The 18,740-nt window shown below is 65.1% G+C and carries 16 protein-coding genes; 1 reads left to right on the top strand and 15 read right to left on the bottom strand.

From position 1 onward, the window contains the following. Positions 1 to 97: 97 nt before the first annotated feature. The 7 genes from CH266_RS17390 to CH266_RS17360 form a co-directional block, all read right to left on the bottom strand. Positions 98 to 523, bottom strand: a complete 426-nt coding sequence (locus CH266_RS17390) for a PPOX class F420-dependent oxidoreductase (protein ID WP_027496298.1) — start codon at positions 521 to 523, stop codon at positions 98 to 100. A gap of 168 nt (positions 524 to 691) precedes the next feature. Further along, positions 692 to 1,885, bottom strand: coding sequence for a glycerate kinase family protein (locus CH266_RS17385; RefSeq protein ID WP_094715831.1), 1,194 nt, complete (start codon positions 1,883 to 1,885; stop codon positions 692 to 694). Between the two features lie 30 nt (positions 1,886 to 1,915). Then, the gene (locus tag CH266_RS17380; protein WP_080730092.1) at positions 1,916 to 3,415 is read right to left on the bottom strand and encodes an SLC13 family permease; all 1,500 of its coding nucleotides are present in this window, start codon (positions 3,413 to 3,415) and stop codon (positions 1,916 to 1,918) included. 73 nt (positions 3,416 to 3,488) lie between these two features. Beyond that, a complete protein-coding gene (locus CH266_RS17375; protein WP_027496295.1) occupies positions 3,489 to 4,148 on the bottom strand; it encodes a response regulator transcription factor in 660 nt (219 codons plus the stop codon). Positions 4,149 to 4,158: 10 nt separating this feature from the next. Further along, complete coding sequence (locus tag CH266_RS17370) at positions 4,159 to 5,649, bottom strand: sensor histidine kinase (RefSeq protein ID WP_094666265.1); 1,491 nt, start codon at positions 5,647 to 5,649, stop codon at positions 4,159 to 4,161. Then, on the bottom strand, positions 5,646 to 6,071 hold the full coding sequence (locus CH266_RS17365; RefSeq protein WP_094666264.1) for a hypothetical protein: 426 nt from the start codon (positions 6,069 to 6,071) through the stop codon (positions 5,646 to 5,648). The genes CH266_RS17370 and CH266_RS17365 overlap by 4 nt, the downstream gene beginning before the upstream one ends. A gap of 111 nt (positions 6,072 to 6,182) precedes the next feature. Next, positions 6,183 to 7,640: an amidohydrolase gene (locus CH266_RS17360; RefSeq protein WP_094715830.1), complete on the bottom strand. Its 1,458-nt coding sequence runs from the start codon at positions 7,638 to 7,640 to the stop codon at positions 6,183 to 6,185. 76 nt (positions 7,641 to 7,716) lie between these two features. Here CH266_RS17360 and CH266_RS17355 point away from each other — a divergent pair, with 76 nt between their 5' ends. Further along, on the top strand, positions 7,717 to 8,151 hold the full coding sequence (locus tag CH266_RS17355; RefSeq protein WP_027496292.1) for an acyl-CoA thioesterase: 435 nt from the start codon (positions 7,717 to 7,719) through the stop codon (positions 8,149 to 8,151). On the opposite strand, the gene CH266_RS17350 is transcribed toward CH266_RS17355, so the two are convergent. The 8 genes from CH266_RS17350 to exaC form a co-directional block, all read right to left on the bottom strand. Next, a complete protein-coding gene (locus CH266_RS17350) occupies positions 8,127 to 10,082 on the bottom strand; it encodes an acetoacetate--CoA ligase (protein ID WP_094715829.1) in 1,956 nt (651 codons plus the stop codon). The genes CH266_RS17355 and CH266_RS17350 overlap by 25 nt on opposite strands. A 31-nt stretch (positions 10,083 to 10,113) precedes the next feature. Continuing rightward, a complete protein-coding gene (locus CH266_RS17345) occupies positions 10,114 to 11,730 on the bottom strand; it encodes an AMP-binding protein (RefSeq protein ID WP_176457128.1) in 1,617 nt (538 codons plus the stop codon). A 52-nt stretch (positions 11,731 to 11,782) separates the two neighbouring features. Continuing rightward, positions 11,783 to 12,559 (bottom strand): ethanolamine ammonia-lyase subunit EutC, encoded by a 777-nt coding sequence (gene eutC, locus CH266_RS17340; RefSeq protein ID WP_094715827.1) that lies wholly within the window; start codon positions 12,557 to 12,559, stop codon positions 11,783 to 11,785. Then, positions 12,556 to 13,968, bottom strand: a complete 1,413-nt coding sequence (locus tag CH266_RS17335) for an ethanolamine ammonia-lyase subunit EutB (RefSeq protein ID WP_094715826.1) — start codon at positions 13,966 to 13,968, stop codon at positions 12,556 to 12,558. Before CH266_RS17335 ends, eutC begins: the two co-directional genes overlap by 4 nt. Then, positions 13,965 to 15,419 (bottom strand): ethanolamine permease, encoded by a 1,455-nt coding sequence (gene eat, locus CH266_RS17330; RefSeq protein WP_094715825.1) that lies wholly within the window; start codon positions 15,417 to 15,419, stop codon positions 13,965 to 13,967. Before eat ends, CH266_RS17335 begins: the two co-directional genes overlap by 4 nt. Positions 15,420 to 15,540: 121 nt before the next feature. Then, positions 15,541 to 16,524, bottom strand: coding sequence for a cation diffusion facilitator family transporter (locus CH266_RS17325; protein WP_094715824.1), 984 nt, complete (start codon positions 16,522 to 16,524; stop codon positions 15,541 to 15,543). A gap of 113 nt (positions 16,525 to 16,637) precedes the next feature. Beyond that, complete coding sequence (locus tag CH266_RS17320) at positions 16,638 to 17,177, bottom strand: DUF779 domain-containing protein (protein WP_027496285.1); 540 nt, start codon at positions 17,175 to 17,177, stop codon at positions 16,638 to 16,640. Then, entirely contained in the window at positions 17,177 to 18,700 is a 1,524-nt protein-coding gene (gene exaC, locus CH266_RS17315) for an acetaldehyde dehydrogenase ExaC (RefSeq protein ID WP_032386983.1), read from the bottom strand. Before exaC ends, CH266_RS17320 begins: the two co-directional genes overlap by 1 nt. Positions 18,701 to 18,740 lie beyond the last annotated feature (40 nt).

Genomic DNA, 18,740 nt, shown 5'->3' with positions numbered 1-18,740 from the left:
ACGCGTCGAGAGCACCCGCCCCCGTACGTGCAGAACCGGTGGCTGGATTCGGCACCCGGCCAATCTACAGGCCCGCACGCGCGGAGTTCGTCGGTTGTCACGCCGTCATGTCGAAAGCGGCAATCACCTTGGTAGGTACCAAACGAACGATCAATTCGCCCGGAACTCCGTTGCGTCTGCCGAACTCCTCCCCTCTGTCGCGGCCCATGTACCGCGCTCCGATCTCGGTGGCCGTACGCACCAGTTCTCGGGGATCCTCGTCGATCGAGGCAACGCCCTGCACCTGCACGAACCCGTACGGCGGCTCTTCGAGATCGACGGTCAACACGATCCGAGGATCCCTGCGGATCGCTCGCCCCTTGGCGGTATCGGCTCCGGTGTTGAACACGATGGAATCGTCCTCGACGACGAACCAGATCGGGGCGACCAGGGGCCGTCCGTCCGAAGCGAGGTAGCCGACCTTTCCGGTGCGGGTACCTGCCGACAGAAACTCTCGCACGCGTGGATCGGTGAAAGACGTCATCGACGTCACGCTACTCGGCCGGACCGACAGGTTCACGTCACCGACGAACTCGGCCAGGACGTGCCGCCCGATCGACGATGCTGTGCCGGGCACCGTCCGCATATCTCGCGCGTCGAGTCGACGATCTCCTGCACGAGATCGCGGAGGGGCTTCACCGATATGGCCCTCTCAGCGACCCAACGTCGCTCCGATCAGAATCAATCTCATCGCTCGCTCCGTGGCATCGGTCAGAAACTCGGCACCTCGTTCGAGCGCTTCGACCAGTTCGACCGGCGAGGGCAGAATGCCTGCGAAGGCGTCGATACCCGAGTCGTAATTGGCCCGGGCATCGAGACCGATGGTGCCCGCGAGCGCCACCACAGGTTTGCCGTGGAGCTTCGCTCGGCGCGCGACCTCCGTAGGGATCTTGCCCTTCGGCGTCTGCTTGTCGATGGAACCCTCGGCGGTCAACACCAGATCGGCCGTCGCGATGAGGCTGTCGAGATCCACATGATCGAGCATCACCTCGAAGCGCGGTAGGAGCTCTGCTCGCAGGACCGCAGCCACGCCGGCACCCATCCCGCCGGACGCCCCCGTGCCCGGCCCGGTGCGCAGGTTCAGGCCCGAGGGCCGTGTCGACAGGTCACGCTCGAGCACCTCGGCCCAGCGGTCCATCGCAGCCGACAGAACCTCCACTTGCCCCGGAGTGGCACCCTTCTGCGGTGCGAAGACCCGGGCGACTCCCCCCGGTCCACACAGAATGTTGTGCGGATTGCATGCGACCCTGATCTCCACGCCGCTTCCCGGAGTCAGACGTGGATCGAGACCGGACACATCGATGTGATCGAGACGGACCAACTCGCCTCCGCCGTCACCCAATTCGAGGCCTTCGGCATCGAGGAGTCGCACTCCGAGCGCTTGGAGCAAACCTGCGCCGCCGTCCGAAGTACCGGAATCACCGCAGCCCAAAAGAATTCGTTCGGCACCGTAATCGAGGGCGGCGCGGATGAGCTCACCGACTCCGCGGCTCGTGGTGATCGTCGGGTCACGCATATCTCGCGGAACCAGCGACAGGCCGGCCGCCGCTGCCATCTCCACGACCGCTGTGATCGGCCCGTCGGTTCCCAGGAGAGCGAAATGGGACGCCACCGGCGTGCCGACCGGCCCGGTCACGACGGCGTCGATCACCTTTCCCAGGGTGGCACCGGCAAGTGCGCGGGCAGACCCTTCACCCCCGTCGACCAGGGGAACCGAGCTGACGATGGCACCGGGCACCACCCGGCGGATACCTGCACCGATAGCCACTGCGACCTCGTCGGCACCGAGGGATTCCTTGAACCCGGACGGGGCGACGACGAAGCGGAGAGGAGTTGAAGAGGGCATGGTGATCGTGTCCTTGTCGGAAGTCGGAGATCAGGAGATGGGGGTGCCGAGCAGAGGCCACACGGCCACGGCGAAGAACAGCACGGTCATTGCGGTCAGCGGCGCGAGGAACGCGGACAGCCGCAGCAGGTCCTTCGGTGAATATGTATCCACACCTTCGGCTTTGGCGAAGATCGCCACTGGCTTCGCCGAGGACGGCATGGTGTGGCAGAAGCCTGCCGCAGCCGTCGAGGCGAAGGCCGCGGCCACTGGATCGATGCCGAGCGCCACAGCCGTGGTGACGACGAGTGGAACCAGCACGGACGAACGGGCCGAGCGAGATTGGATGAGAAGATGTGACGCCACGGACAGAACGATCACCACTGCAATGAACACCCAGGGCGGTGCCGATCCGATCGGGACCACCGTGAACAGCCCGTCCGAGAGCCACCCTGCCGCACCGGACGTCGTCAGCGCGGTCCCTAGGGCCAGCGTCGCCGCCATGAACAGCAGCAGCGACCACGGCACCGTCGACAGCGCCTTGCCGAAATCGGTGGTACCGAAACGCGGAGAGGTGGAGATCAGTGCACCGAGCAGGGCGATGATGGCGGGGTGCACGCCGTGCAGCGGTTCCGAGCACCACAGCACGATGACGACGGCCAGCAACGTCGCGGCCCGGTTCTCCGCGATGGTCAGCGGTCCCGTCACCGGGGTGGGAAGCCGCGACGCCATGTCGGATACGTTCACCGCCAGTGGGATTCGGCGATCCTCACGATCGGTGAACAGCAGCAGTACGAGCTCGGCCGCACAGTGGCTACTGACCACGGCCAGCGGCACACCGAGCAACAACCACGCGGTGAAGCTGATGCCGGTGCCCGTCGCACTTTCGAGCACCTGGCTGGTGATCAGATGTGCCCCCGCGCCGATGAGGGTCGCCACAGCGGACAGCAGGATGACGGTGGGAAACAGGATTGCCAACGCCCGCACCACCCGCTTGCGCTCGGCGAGCGCCTGCGCCAACGCCACGAACACCGGCAGCGCAAGTGCCGCACGACCCGAGGTGGCAGGAATTGCGAATGCGGTCACGATCAGTGCAGACGTCACCAAATGGGCGAGCTGGCGTACGCTGCCCGCACCGCTGACGATGAACACCGCTGCGCGCGTTGCCAAACCGGACTCGCGAACTCCAGCGGCGATGATGAACGCCGCGATGAGAAGCCAGATGGTCTCTTCGCCCAGAGTGTCGAACAAGGCGTCGGTGCTGACCACACCTGTCAATACCAGAGCCAGTGCGGCACCGAGTGCGACGTAGGTGTCGTCGATCTTGGTGAACACCCAGAGGGCGACAGCTGCCGAGAAGACGACGAGCGTCGTCCGTCCCGCGCTCGGCAACCCTTGCGCCGCGCCGGCGAGCACGGCCAACAGCACCAGCAGTGCAACCGAACTGACGACGAGCTGAACCACCCGGCGGGTCCACAGATCGCGAAAGCGCCACGCCCGCATCGGTTGCGGAAGGGGAGGTGGCTGCGTCCTGAAGCTGACCGTGTTCATGATTACCAGTCTGGAGCCGACCGATGAAACGCCGATGAACAGTCCATGAGCGTTCTTTCATGAGCGGTTCTGCTCAGGCCAGGCGGTACCCCATCCCGCGCACCGTCTCGATTCGATCGGAGCCGATCTTCTTGCGCAGCATACGAACGTAGACGTCGACGACGTTGGAGCCGGGGTCGAAATCGTATCCCCATACGTGACTGAGGATCTGCTCACGAGAGAGGACCTGCCGTGGGTGACGCAGAAACATCTCGAGCAGAACGAACTCGCGCGATGTCAGCGACACCACCACACCGTTCACCACGGCACGTCTGGTGTGCAGATCCACAGCCAGAGAGCCTGATTCCAGAACGGAGACCGAGGGCTCTCGGTCACCGCCACGCAGCCGCAGTCGAACACGTGCAAGCAACTCCTCGAACCGGAACGGCTTGGTCATGTAGTCGTCCGCTCCCCCTTCGAGGCCGGTCACGGTGTCGCGCACCGAGTCCCGGGCCGTCAGGATGATCACAGGAATACCGACACCGGCGCCTCGTAGCGATTCGATCACCTCGAACCCGTCCTTGCCCGGCAGGCCCAGATCCAGAACGACGAGATCGAAGTCTCCGGTCGTCGCATAATCGATCGCGGAGATGCCGTCGGCCACGGTGGTCGTGGTGAAACCGTTGGCCCGTAAACCCTTTTCGATGAAGGACGAGATGCGGACGTTGTCCTCGGCGATCAATATTCGGCTCATCGTCGGTCTCTCATCGTGCCGGCAGGTCCAATCCGAAGGTCGCACCCGCACCGGGTCGACTGTCGAGCGTCGCGGCACCGTGGTGCCCGTCGGCAATTGCTCGCACGATGCTCAGCCCCAGCCCTGCGCCGCCACTGTCCGAGCGAAGCGAGCCACTGCTTCCGCGGGCGAACCGTTCGAAGATGGTCGACGCATCCACGCTGGACACACCGGGCCCGGTGTCGCTCACCCACAACCGAACTCGGTCCAGGGCGAGCTCCGAGCCCACGACGATCCGGTCACCGGTCCGGGTGTGCGACACCGCATTCTGCGCCAGCTGAAGCACTGCCTGCGTGACTCGCTGCGGATCGACCCGCACCGAGCCCGTACCGACGTGCCCCAGAATCCAATCGCGGTCGGCGAGCGCTCGCACCTTGGCGTCGATGTCGCGCGTGAGGATCTCGAGATCGACCGGTTGCTTGCGGACGAAATCCGGCCGCTCGGCTTTGGCAAGGATCAACAGGTCCTCCACGATCCGGTTCATCCGGTCCAACTCGTCGGTGACGAGCCGAACCGTCTCTTCACGCTCGTGTGGGTCCTCACCCATCAGTTCCAGATGCCCACTGACAATCGTGATCGGCGTACGCAGCTCATGGCTCGCGTCGTCCACGAATTGTCGCTGCGCGGCGAACGCGGACTCCAGCCGGTCGAGCATGTCGTTGAACGTGTCCGCGAGCTCGGCGACGTCGTCGCGGCCCTCCACCTCGATCCGCCTGGACAGATCGTCGGTGGTGATCTGGGCCGCGGTCCGGCGAACGAGACGTACGGGCGCAAGAATCTGCCCGGCCACCACCCAAGCGATACCGCCGGTGAACAGAAGTGCCATGAGCGATACCCCGACAACTACACGAATGGTGTTGGACACGTCTGCGCGCTCACGGTCGACCAGGATTCCGATAGCGAACGTCCCGGCCTGGCCCCCGCCGGAAGGTTCGGCCACCTGTTTCGCCCAGATGACTTCTCCCTCCGAGGTCGGTGTCGATCCCACGCTGTCGGGTGAGTCCACGATGGCCGATACGACAGCGGCGTCGGCGACCAGATCCCCCGGACCGCCGCGCTCCTGACGCAGGAGTCGATCGGTGTATCCGAACAAGATTTCGTCGTCGTCCGGGTATTGACGCTGCAGGTGCAACTGGAGCAGATCTGCCACATTGCCGAACGGCAGACCGTCGTCCGGGTCACGGCCGGTCGCCGCGAACTCGCTGAACTCGCTGATCTCCTGCTCGAGCGCCACTGCGGTGTCTCGCTCGACGTCCGCGAGGAGGATCGTTCGCACTGCAACGCCGACGGCCAGCATGGCCAACGCCATCACGAACAACAGCCAGCCGAGGATGCGCACCCGTGCCGGAACTCGGCTTCCCACCCGGGGGCGACGAATCGCAGGCTCGCGCTCGAGTCCCGTCGGCGCGAGCACCTCGGTGCGGGCGTTGCTGCCGTCGATCATCTTTTCGGTCGAGTTCACCCGTCGTCATCTTCCGCATCGTCGTCGCCACCCACATCGTCCTGGTTGCCGACGTCGTCGTCATCATCCCCGTCCGGCAGAACCACCACGGGCGGCGGGGCCGGCACGACGATGGATTGCGGTGCTGATGGCGGAACGGCTGGAGCATTCCCGACCGACGGCCCCGTGTCGGTAGGAGCGCCTGCGGTGATGGGTGGGGCGGCGGTCGCCGGTGGGGCTGCGGTTGTCGACGGGGCAGTAGTCGTCGATCTGGCTGCGCCCGACGTCTGAGGTGCACCGCTCGACGTCGCGACTCCGACGGTGACGCGCGGCTCGAAGCTCGGTGGCTGCGGGGCGTCGGCCAGCACGGTGCTCGCGAGCGCGACGCCTACCGGCACGATCACCACAGCCGCCAGGACTGCAATCTTGGGTGCGAACTTCACACCGCCACACTCCCTCCGGTGCGTGAGACGACGATGAAGGCGACATGAGTAAATTTTCATGTCCGCGATCGGACCGAACCTCGACGGCATACGGGTCCCGCCGAGCGGGAGCTATACCGCTGCTGCGTGTGTCAGCGTGCCTGCACAGACCGTTGCCCTGATCTCCGTCTCCGCCAGATCGTGCACCGAGCGATGCACCGGGTGCTCCTCGAGAACGACGATGTCCGCGACGTCCCCGACGCGGAGCGCACCGCGGCCGCCGCTCGCCGCCTGTAGTGCCGCGTCGAGAGGAACCGATTCCTCGGCATGCCACGGCGGCCGGTCGTCGTCGGTTCGGAATACCGCCGCCGCAACGCCTGCCAATGGCTCCGGTGGACTCACCGGAGCGTCGGAACCGAAGAGCAGCGTGGCACCGCTTCGATGGAGCGACCCGTAGCCGTAGGCCACCGAGCGCCGACCTGCCCACAGATTCTCGGCGATGTCGCGGTCGGCCATGGCGTGCTGCGGCTGCACCGACGCCGCAACGCCCAGCGCCGCGAAGCGTGCGATGTCTTCGGGGACGAGCTGCTGCGCGTGTTCGATACGACCTCCGCAACCGGCCCGCGCGAACGCATCGAGCGCAACGCCGTTCGCCCGGTCACCGATCGCATGGACAGCAGAGGTGATTCCGCCGCGAGCCGCGCGAGCGACGAGCTCGAACAGTCCGTCGCGGGTCTCGAGCAACAGTCCGTAGGCGTTGTCACCGTCGACGCCCGGATAGCGATCGTGACAGCAGGCCGTTCTGGTGTTCAGCGAGCCGTCGAGCATGACCTTCAGCGGTCCGCGCCTGATCATGTCCGAGACGGCCGAGACGTCGCCGGTGCGCTCCCCTCGATCGAGCGCTTCGTCGAGCCACTGCGGCCACACCGTGGTGGCCACGCGCACTGCGGGAGATCCTGCCGACAGGCGTCGATCCCAGACCGTCCGGTTGTCCGCGAACTCGAAATCGACGACGCCGGTCACTCCGCGGACCGCCAGTGCCGCGGTGGCGTCGAGCACAGCTCGGTCCAACTCGGCCGGGTCCTCCAAGGCCTCCAGCGCCATGACGGCCTCGAGGCCGTCGACGTCACGAAGCACTCCGGTGGGATGGTCGATACCGAGATCGCGCAGCAGCGCCGGACTCAGCCACAGCGTGTGCAGGTCCATGCTCGTCAACGCCACACGCACACCGGGCAGCGCGTTCTCGAGCAGGTCCTTGTGTGGTTCGTCGGGCCACTGCGCGTCCCGAAACCCGTTGGCGCGCACTACGGAATCGCCTGCTGTGCGCGCATAGGGAAACACCAGTGCCACGGCATCGGCCGCCGACGAGGCCGGCCCGACATCGATACGCCGCCGCGCCGCTGCCCATTGCGTCAGATGAACATGACTGTCCACGAAACCCGGCAGGGCCACTCCCCCCGCCCCGTCGACGACCTCGACGCCGCGGGTGCGATCGCTACCGGCCGGGGTGATGGACCCGATGGTCGAGCCGACGAGTTCGATGTCGAAGAGCACGCCGGAATCATCCAGTGCGACATTGGCGATAATCACTCCTGGGACTCTAGAGCGTCGCCCCCGACGCAGGCGCGCATGCCATCCTCTAGCAATGAAGACAGAGCCTGTGGCGATGCAGACAGATCGGACCGACCCCGTCGGATATCACGCGACCGTCACGGTGCGGTGGTCGGACATGGACGCATTCGCTCACATCAATCACGCCCGGATGGTCACTCTGCTCGAAGAGGCGCGCATCGAATGGCTGCTCAGCGAGGGCGAGGCCAACGAAAGCCTGATCAAGAGTGCGTTGATCGCAAACGTCACCATCGCGTACAAGAAGCCGCTTCGGCACTCGGACGGTCCGCTCGACGTCACACTCTGGTTCGAGAAGGTACGTGCGGTCGATTTCACCATCGGCTACGAGGTACGGGCAGCGGGCGCGGCCCCGGATTCGCCGCCTGCGGTGGTGGCGACCACTCGCATGGCGATGGTCGACGTCGGGGCGGAGACTCTGCGCCGGATAGCGCCCGAGGAGAAGGCCTACCTCGCGCGCTGGACTCGCTGATACTCCGCCGCGCGATCTCCGAACCACCGCACCGCCTCCGGATCGTCGACGGCACTGGTGTCGAGAGCAGTTGTCTCGGCAGCACCTTGGAACATTTTCTTGAGCGGCACTTCGAGCTTCTTACCGGTCCGCGTGTGCGGGATCGCGGGCGCTGCGACGATGTCGTCGGGAACGTGCCGCGGGGACGCCTGTGTCCTGATGACGGCAACGATGCGCTCGCGTAGCTCCGCGGTGAGCCCATCCGGGACCACCACGAACAGCGGCATCCAGTATCCCCCGTCGGGCTGTTCCATGCCGAGCACCAGGGCCTCGGTGACCTCGTCGAGAGATTCGACGGCCTGATAGATGTCTGCGCTTCCCATTCGAATCCCGTTGCGGTTCAGCGTCGCATCGGAACGACCGTGCACGACGACGCTGCCGCGTTCGGTCACGGTGATCCAGTCGCCGTGCCGCCAGATGCCCGGATAGGTATCGAAATACGCGTCCCGATAACGGGTTCCGTCGGGATCGTTCCAGAACCGCACCGGCATGGACGGCATCGGTTCGGTGACGACCAGTTCGCCCACTGCGCCGTGCACCGAGTTGCCTGCCTCGTCGTAGGCGTCGAGCGCAACGCCCAGGAACGGGACCGACAACTCGCCCGCCCAGACCGGCACGGTCCGCACTCCCCCGGCGAACGCCGACACCACATCGGTACCACCGGAGATCGAGAACACCGGTGCGTGGGCTCCGACCTTCTCCGACAACCAGATCGACGACGTCGCGGGCATCGCAGACCCGGTGATCCCGATGGCGCGCAGGCTCGAGAGATCGTGATCGGCACCGGGGTGTGCGTCCGCCTTGATGCACGCGAGGACGTACCCGGGGCTGGTACCGAGGTACGTCACGCCCTGCGCGGCCGCAATGCCCCACAGCGCATCCGTTCTCGGGAACGCGGGATTTCCGTCGGTGCACACGATCGTGGCCCCGACGAGCAGGCCGGCCACCTGGAAGTTCCACATCATCCAACTCGGGCTCGTGTACCAGAAGAACACATCGTCGGATCCTAGATCCGAGTGCAGTGCAACGGATTTGAGATGCTCGAGCAGCACGCCACCATGGCCGTGCACGATCCCCTTGGGTCGTCCCGTCGTCCCCGACGAGAACACGACCCACAACGGGTGATCGAACGGCACTGCGACCGGAGCGAGCTCGCGCGGTGTCGCGGTCGCGTCCGCCCAATTCAGCGCCGTCCCCGCGGTCCCCACAGCGTCGCCGATGGTCACCACGGTGCGTACCGTCGGCAATCCCTCTGCGAGAGTGTTCACGTCCGCACCTTTGTCGCGGAAGGCCCCTCCGTAGACGTACCCGGACGCGGTGATCAACGCCGTGGGGTCGAGCTGCCCCAGTCTGTCGAGCGCCGCAGCCGCCGAGTAGTCCTGCCCACACGCAGCCCATACCGCGCCGAGACTTGCTGTCGCCAGGAAGGCGATGATCGCCTCGGGCACGTTGGGCAGGTATCCGACGACGCGGTCGCCGCGTCGAACGCCTGCGTCGGACAGGGTGCCCGCCAACGCACCGGCCTGAGCAATCATCTCGGACCACGTGACGGTCCGCGTCGAACCGTCCTCGGAGGCATGAACAATGGCGGCTCGATCTCCTCGAGCGTGGCGGACGACCTGATCGACGTAATTCAGCTCGGCACCCGGGAACCACTGCGCCCCCGGCATACCGTGGCCCTCGAGGACCGACGCCGGCTCGGTGGTGGAGCGAATGTCGAAGTAGTCCCACACGGCTTTCCAGAACGATTCGATGTCGTCGATCGACCACCGCCACAACGCTGCGTAGTCGGGCAGCGTCACCTCGTGGCGCTCTTCGACGAACCGGGTGAATTCGGTGACCCGAGCATGCTCGACATCGGTATCGGTGGGCGTCCACAGCGCACTGGTCATGGACGTCAGTATGTCAGCCCAATGGCTGGGTTCAGATCAATCCGAGCGAGCGTTCCCGCATCTCGACCTTGCGCACCTTGCCGGTGACGGTCATCGGGAACTCGTCGACGATGTGCACGTAGCGCGGAATCTTGTAATGCGCGAGGCGACCGTCGCAGAACTGCCGCACGGCGTCCGAATCCAGTGGTGCAGCACCGTCTCTGAGCTGTATCCACGCCATCAATTCCTCGCCGTACTTCTCGTCGGGAACACCGATCACCTGAGCGTCGAGGATGTCGGGGTGGGTGTAGAGAAATTCCTCGACCTCGCGGGGATAGATGTTCTCGCCGCCGCGAATCACCATGTCCTTGATGCGCCCGGTGATCGCGACGTAGCCGTCACCGTCCATGACTCCGATGTCGCCGGTGTGCATCCACCCGTCGCTATCGATGGCCTCCGCGGTCTTGTCGGGCTGCTCCCAGTAACCGATCATCACCGAGTAGCCACGGGTGCACAGTTCACCCGCCTCGCCTCGAGGCAGTGTCTCACCGAGAACGGGGTCGACGATCTTCACTTCGAGATGCGGACCCACACGACCGACAGTGGACACTCGCTGCTCGATCGAGTCGTCGCTGCGAGTCTGCAGCGATACCGGCGACGTCTCGGTCATGCCGTAGCAGATGGACACCTCTGCCATTCCCATGCGTTCGATGACCTGCTTCATCACCTCGGTGGGACAGGGTGATCCGGCCATGATTCCGGTACGGAGGCTGCTCAGATCGAATTCGCCGATGTTCTCCAGTGCCAACTCGGCGATGAACATGGTCGGTACGCCGTAGAGCGAGGTGCACTTCTCATCGGCCACGGCCGTCAAGGTCGCCACCGGGTCGAACGCCGGACCGGGGATGACCATCGTTGCTCCGTGCGACGTGCACGCGAGATTGCCCATCACCATGCCGAAGCAATGGTAGAACGGCACCGGAATGCAGACCCTGTCGTTCTCGGTGTAATGGCAGAGCTCGCCGACGAAGAAGCCGTTGTTCAGTATGTTGCGGTGACTGAGCGTCGCACCTTTCGGGAAACCCGTTGTACCCGATGTGTATTGGATGTTGATCGCGTCGTCCGGGCGGAGTGTGCTCGACACGTCGGCGACCATCTGCGGAGTCTTCGCCAACGCTCGGTGCCCTCGATCGGTCATCGCTTCCCACTGAATGCTTCCGATGAAGAGGACCTCGCGCAGAGTTGTCACTTCCGGTCGCACGTCGTCGATCATGGCCGTGTAGTCGGACCCTTTGAACTCGGTGGCCGACAACAGCACCGAGACACCCGCCTGTCTCAGCACGAACTGCAGCTCGTGCGAGCGGTACGCCGGATTGATGTTGACCAGAATTGCCCCGATCTCCGCCGTCGCATATTGCGCCAGCGTCCATTCGGGGCAGTTCGGTGCCCAGATCCCTACTCGATCGCCTACTTGCACTCCGGCCACGAGGAGCCCCGCCGCCAACAACTCGACGTCCGCCGCGAACTCCGAGTAGGTCCACCGCCTGCCCGATGCGACATCGACGAGGGCATCGCGTTCGGCGTGCCGCTCGACGGTGCGATGCAGGTTTCGGCCGATCGTGTCGTCGAGTATCGCTGTGTCCGAATCGCCGCGGGCGTAACTGTCCATGAGCCTCACGGTAGTGACGCCGGTCACGGCCGGCCACCCCCGAATGGGGGTCCTACTCCAGCGTGATGACGTCCGCAGCCTCGAGCACCTCGGCGCGCGACGTGTCCTTGAGCGCGACGCCGGACCGTCCGAGCTTCCTGGCTCCGGCCAGCAGACCTGCCACGATGCGGGCCGACTGCGCGTACCCCTGCCCCTCGGGCGGGTGGATGTTGGAGATGCAGTTGCGATCGGCGTCGGTACGGCCGGGCTTGGGAAGGTGCGTCAAGTAGATACCGAGACTGTCCGCGACGGACAGGCCCGGCCGCTCCCCGATGAGAACCAGTACCGTCCGCACGCCCATCGCCGCCGCGATGTGATCACCGAGCGCCACTCGGGCCTCGGTCGCAACGACCGGTGCAGCAATCGAATACCGCTCGGCAAGTTCGGTTTTCAACGCTTCCACCATGGCGACACCGTGATCCGCCAGGGCACGGGGAGACAATCCGTCGCTCAGCACGATGCCTATCTCGTCCTCCGAATGTGCAATCGCCGACAAATCCTTCGGCTGACGACCCAGGTCCGGACGACGCAGATACTCGGCCCGGCTCGTCGCCAACGACGTCACCACCGAGGGTGTACCGAGCCCCACCTGCTCCACCCGACGCACGAACTCGTCGACCTCGAGTGGCATGTGCACCGCATCCCGGGCCGCGGCGTGCGCCGAGCGAAACTCGAGCACCCGCGTCGTCGGCAACGAATCGCCGATACGCCCCAGACCGATCCGAGCTTGGGTACTCGCCCGCAACTCACCCCAGAACTCTGCCTCGGGTCGTTCCGCAGGCGTGCTCATCGCGCACTCATCAAGGCCCGCAGCGGCGATCCCGCGGCATCGACGTCGAGGACTCGGCCGTCGGCGTCCGCCATCCCCAGCCGCGAGAGCCACGACTCGAATTCCGGTGCGGGCCGCAGACCGAGGACCTGTCGCACATAGAGCACATCGTGGAAGCTCAGGGACTGGTAGCCGAGCATGACGTCATCGGCTCCCGGCACTGCGATGACGAACGCGACGCCGGCCGCACCCAGCAGCGTGAGCAACGTGTCCATGTCGTCCTGATCGGCCTCGGCGTGATTGGTGTAGCAGACGTCCACTCCCATCGGCAGTCCGAGGAGCTTGCCGCAGAAGTGGTCTTCGAGGCCTGCCCTGATGATCTGCTTGCCGTCGTACAGGTACTCGGGCCCGATGAATCCGACCACGGTGTTGATCAGCAGCGGCTCGAGATCACGGGCCACCGCGTACGCGCGTGTTTCGAGGGTCTGCTGATCGACGGGCCGGTCGCCGGTACCGATGTGCGCGCCTGCCGACAGCGCCGAACCCTGGCCCGTCTCGAGATACATGACGTTGTTCCCGACGGTTCCGCGGTGCAACGATCTGCCGGCCTCGTTGGCCTCGCGCAGCAACGGAATGTTCACTCCGAAGCTCGAATTGGCACCCTCGGTCCCCGCGATGGACTGGAACACCAGATCGACCGGAACTCCTTTGTCGATCAGTTCCATCGTCGTCGTCACATGAGAGAGGACGCACGACTGTGTCGGGATCTCGAAACGCTGCCGAATCTCGTCGAGCAGATGCAGCAGATCGGCGGTGGCCTGAGGTGAGTCGGTCGCGGGATTGATTCCGATGACCGCGTCACCCGACCCGAGGAGCAGCCCGTCGAGTGTGGCCGCGGCGATGCCACGCGGGTCGTCGGTCGGGTGGTTGGGTTGCAGACGCGTGGTGAGAGTCCCGGGTAGGCCGATCGTCGTCCGGAACGCCGACGTCACCTGCGCGGCCCGAGACACCGCGATCAGATCCTGGTTCCGCATGATCTTGCTGACCGCCGCGACCATCTCGGGTGTCAATCCGGCCGCGACCGATCGCAGTGTCTGGGCCGCATCGGGCCCCGCTGTTACCTGCAGCAGCCAATCCCGAAGACCTCCCACGGTCAGGTGTGAGATGGCCCCGAACGCGATGCGGTCGTGCGAATCGATGATGAGCCTGGTGACCTCGTCGGTTTCGTACGGAACGAGCAGATCGTGCAGGAAGACATCGAGGGAGACCTCGGACAACGCCCACTGCGCGGCAGCCCGTTCGGCATCGGATTCGGCCGCGCAACCGGCCAATTCGTCACCCGATCGCAGCGGTGTCGCTTTGGCCATCAGGTCGACCAGACCGTCGAACGTGTAGGTGGTCCCGGATACCTGCTGGGTGTAGATCGTCATTCCAGTTCGGCCTCGGCCTCGGCCAGTGCGGCGAACTCCTCGTCGGGCGAGTTGGCGACCAGATGATGTCTGCTGTAGATGCCGAAGTAGGCCATGAACGCGACGAACACTGCCAGACACCACAGTGCCGCAGTGGAATCGACGACGAAGGTGGCGACGACGGCCAGTGCCGCGATGATCAGCGCGAATCCGGTGGTCACAACGCCCCCGGGGGTTCGGTACGGCCGTTCCATGTTCGGCTCGTTGCGGCGAAGCACGATGTGGCTGACCATCATCAGAACGTAGCTCAGTGCCGCACCGAACACGGCCATGTTCAGCAACATTCCGCCCTGACCGGTCAGCGAGAGCAGGAATCCGATGACGCCGGGCACGATCAGCGCCAGCGTAGGGGCTTTGCGAGAGTTGGTGATGGACAGCGTCTTCGGCAGATAGCCGGCACGGGACAGCGCGAAGAGCTGACGCGAGTACGCGTACATGATCGAGAAGAAGGACGCGACCAGTCCGGCCAGGCCGATGTAGTTGACGATCTTGCTCGCAGTTCCGTCACCGAGCGCCTCGACCAACGGGTTTCCCGATTCCTTGACGGCGTCGGCCCCGCCCGCTCCGGTCACCAGGAACAGCACGACGGCACCGGTGACGAGGAGTACGCCCATGGCGGCGATGATGCCGCGCGGGACGTTCTTGGTCGGATCCTTGGCCTCCTCGGCTGCCAGCGGCACGCCCTCGATGGCGAGGAAGAACCAGATGGCGAACGGCACAGCCGCCCAGATGCCGAGGTAGCCGAACGGCAGGAATCCCGAGGCTCCGGCTGCGTCGGTCGGCGCGATGTCGGTCAGGTTGCTCGCATCGAATTGTCCGAGGGCAGCGATCGCGAACACGATGAGTCCGACCAAGGCGACAGCGGTGATGACGAACATGATCTTGAGGGCTTCGCCTGCGCCGGAGAGGTGGATTCCGATGAACACGGCATAGACCACCAGGTACACCCACCACCCGTCGGTGATCCCGAACAGTCCGAGCGATTCGACGTACGCGCCGATGAACGTGGCGATAGCGGCGGGAGCGATGGCGTACTCGATGAGAATCGCTGTGCCGGTGGCGAATCCACCCCACGGTCCCATGGCCCGGCGGGCGAAGGTGTAGCCGCCGCCTGCCGCGGGCAGAGCAGAGGACATCTCGGCCATTCCGAGGACCATGGCCAGATACATGCCCGCGATGATGATCGCGGCGATGAGCAGACCGCCGAAGCCGCCCTCTGCCAGGCCCAAGTTCCAGCCGGAGTAGTCGCCGGAGATGACGTAGCTGACACCGAGGCCCGCGAGAAGTACCCACCCGGCGGTTCCCTTCTTCAGGGTTCTCTTGGCCAGGTAGTCACCGCCCTCGACGTGCGACTGTGTGCCCTCGTAGGAGCCGGATTTCGGGTGAGGCGACTGGGGATCTTTCACGGACATTGCAAGCCTCTCGTACCAGGTCCCTCGCGAGGGGACGCCCATTCGGGTGTGTGGGGCGCGCGAACCGGTTCACGATAGGTCCGTGATGTAAGCGGGGTGTCATCGGTGAATGACGGGCGAATTACGGCTGCTGTGCAACCGCATTCACGTCACCGATATCTCCCTCGTCCGGTTCTGCGACTGTCAGTACTGCGTCCACCACAGCTCTGTTGGTTTCCAGCTCACGCTCCAGCCGCCGGAGCGTGTGCGCGATGCGTGACTCTGCGAAGTCACCGACGAGATCGACACTCGCCACCACGTAGATCTGTTTGGGACCGACGAACTCGATGCGAACGAACCGGACCGACGCCACCTCGGGGAGTAGCTCGATTCGCTGCACTACCGCGTTCCATAATGCTCTCGATCCTGGTTCGCCGGTGAGGAATCGGCGGTTTCGATCGATCAGCACGAACGCCACGATCCCGAGTAGAACGCCCACCAGAATCGAGCCGATGGCGTCGAACGCCGCCGAACCGGTGAGCTGGTGCAAACCGATTCCCGCACCGGCGATCACGATGCCGATCAGAGCCGCGCTGTCCTCGGCGAACACTGCTCGCAGCGTCGGATCCGAGGTCTCCAACGCGTAATCGAGAAAGTCCTTGTCGTATTGCGCTGCCTCGCCGCGAATTTGCCGTACCGACTGCAGGAAGGACACGCCCTCGAGCAGAAAGGCGATGGCGAGCACGACGTAGGCGACGAGGTAGTTCTCACTGCTCGACTCGCCCGCAAGCAACGAGGTGATGCCATGCCATACCGATACCGCCGCACCGGCGACGAACAAACCGATGGCCGCGAGCGTCGACCAGAAGTACGTCTCCCGGCCGTACCCGAGCGGCCGCCGATCGTCGGGCCCGCGCGCCCCGCGGCGATTGGCGACGAGCAGGAAGATCTCGTTACCGGTATCGGCCCAGGAGTGAGCGGCCTCGGCGACCATCGACGCAGACCCGGTGAACACCGCCGCGAACGTCTTGGCAATGGCTACACCGAGGTTGGCAACGAACGCGATCACCACGGTGCGCAGGCTGTCGCCGCCGTCGGCCGCGTCGGACTTCGATGAGCTCTTCATCGTTCGCACTGTATGCGCTGCGCGCAGTGGTGCGGCTATGTGCCGCCTGGGGCACACGGGAGTGGAGCCCGCGGAACGACCCGGAAGCGGAGCCGCACCACTGCCGTAGGCACTCAGCCCTGGAGCATTCCCGGCACAGGACAGGCGTCGACGGCCTCGGCGACCACGAGTGGGTCGTCGGGTACCGGCGGTCGTCGGCCCTCTTCCCAGTCGACTCCGACGAGAGGTGGATGCGCGGCGAGAAGTTCGTTCTCCTCCGGGGTGTACGCGCGCCCACGGCTCAGGAACCGCACGCCTTCGGGCGATTCGAGCGAGAATCCGCCGCCGCGGCCCGGCACCACGTCGAGTACGAGTTGGGTGTGTTTCCACGCTTGGAACTGCGAACCCGAGATCCACACCGGTACGCCGTCGACACCCTCGGGGAGGTCCTGGGCGATCTCGCCCACTCCGAGCCTGAGGTCGATGTACCCGAGCAGAACGTCGCGATCGCCGACGATGAATTCGCCTGCGGGATAACACATCGGCGACGAGCCGTCACAGCATCCGCCGGACTGATGCATCATCAGTTCGCCGTGGATACCGCCGAGGCGACGGAGAAGATCCATCGCCTCGGCGGTTGTCTTCAGCCGCGCGGGCGGCCGAGCGTTCTCCATCAGAAGAAGCCCTGCGCCTTCTGGGCGTAGCTCACGAGCAGGTTCTTGGTCTGCTGGTAGTGATCGAGCATCATCTTGTGGTTCTCGCGGCCGATACCCGACTGCTTGTAGCCACCGAACGCGGCGTGCGCGGGGTACTGGTGGTACGTGTTGGTCCACACGCGACCGGCCTGAATATCGCGGCCGGCGCGGTAGGCGATACCGCCGTCCCGCGACCAGACGCCTGCGCCGAGCCCGTACAAGGTGTCGTTGGCGATCTCGATGGCGTTGTCGTAGTCGGTGAACGACGTGACCGAGACGACCGGCCCGAAGATCTCTTCCTGGAAGATGCGCATGTTGTTCTTGCCGGTGAAGATGGTGGGCTGCATGTAGTAGCCGCCGTTGAGGTCGCCGCCGAGCTGTGCGCGCTCGCCGCCGGTGACGACCTGTGCGCCCTCACCCTTGCCGATCTCGATGTACGAGAGGATCTTCTGGAGCTGATCGTTCGAGGCCTGCGCACCGATCATCGTCTCGGTGTCGAGCGGATCTCCCTGTCGCACAGCCTTGGTGCGGATCGCGGCGAGGGCCAGGAACTCGTCGAAGATGTCCGCCTGAATCAGCGAGCGCGACGGGCAGGTGCACACTTCACCCTGATTGAGGGCGAACATCGTGAAGCCCTCGAGTGCCTTGTCCTGGTAGTCGTCGTTGGCCTGCAGCACGTCGGAGAAGAAGACGTTGGGGCTCTTGCCACCGAGCTCCAGTGTCACCGGGATCAGATTCTGCGACGCGTACTGCATGATCAGGCGTCCGGTCGTGGTCTCGCCGGTGAACGCGATCTTGGAGATACGCGGGCTCGATGCCAGCGGCTTGCCTGCCTCGACGCCGAATCCGTTGACGATGTTGAGCACGCCTGCGGGCAGCAGATCGCCGATGATCGAGATCAGGTGCAGGATCGACGCGGGGGTCTGCTCGGCGGGCTTGAGCACCACTGCGTTACCCGCAGCGAGCGCGGGCGCGAGCTTCCACACGGCCATGAGGATCGGGAAGTTCCACGGGATGATCTGCCCGACGACGCCGAGCGGCTCGTGGAAGTGGTAAGCGACGGTGTCGCTGTCGATTTCGGAGAGCGATCCTTCCTGCGCGCGGATGCAGCCGGCGAAGTATCGGAAGTGATCGATGGCGAGCGGGATATCGGCGTTGAGGGTCTCGCGAATCGGCTTGCCGTTGTCCCAGGACTCGGCCAGAGCGATCGACTCGAGGTTCTCGGCGATGCGGTCGGCGATCTTGTTGAGGATCACGGCGCGTTCGGCCGCAGACGTCTTGCCCCAGGCGGGAGCGGCGGCGTGCGCAGCATCGAGGGCGAGTTCGATGTCCTCGGACGTGGAACGGGCGACCTCGCAGAAGTTCTCACCGGTTACCGGAGTCGGGTTCTCGAAGTACTGGCCCTTGACCGGAGGCACCCACTCGCCGCCGATCCAGTTGTCGTAGCGCGACTGGAAAGACATGACGGAATCGGCGGTACCTGGACGGGCATAGACGGACATTGAAAATCCTCCTGATCGACACGTGCTGCACTGCTGATGC

The sequence above is a fragment of the Rhodococcus sp. 06-1474-1B genome (genome assembly GCF_002258885.1).
In the GTDB taxonomy this organism is placed as follows: domain Bacteria; phylum Actinomycetota; class Actinomycetes; order Mycobacteriales; family Mycobacteriaceae; genus Rhodococcoides; species Rhodococcoides fascians.
This window is presented reverse-complemented; position numbering and strand designations above follow the sequence as displayed.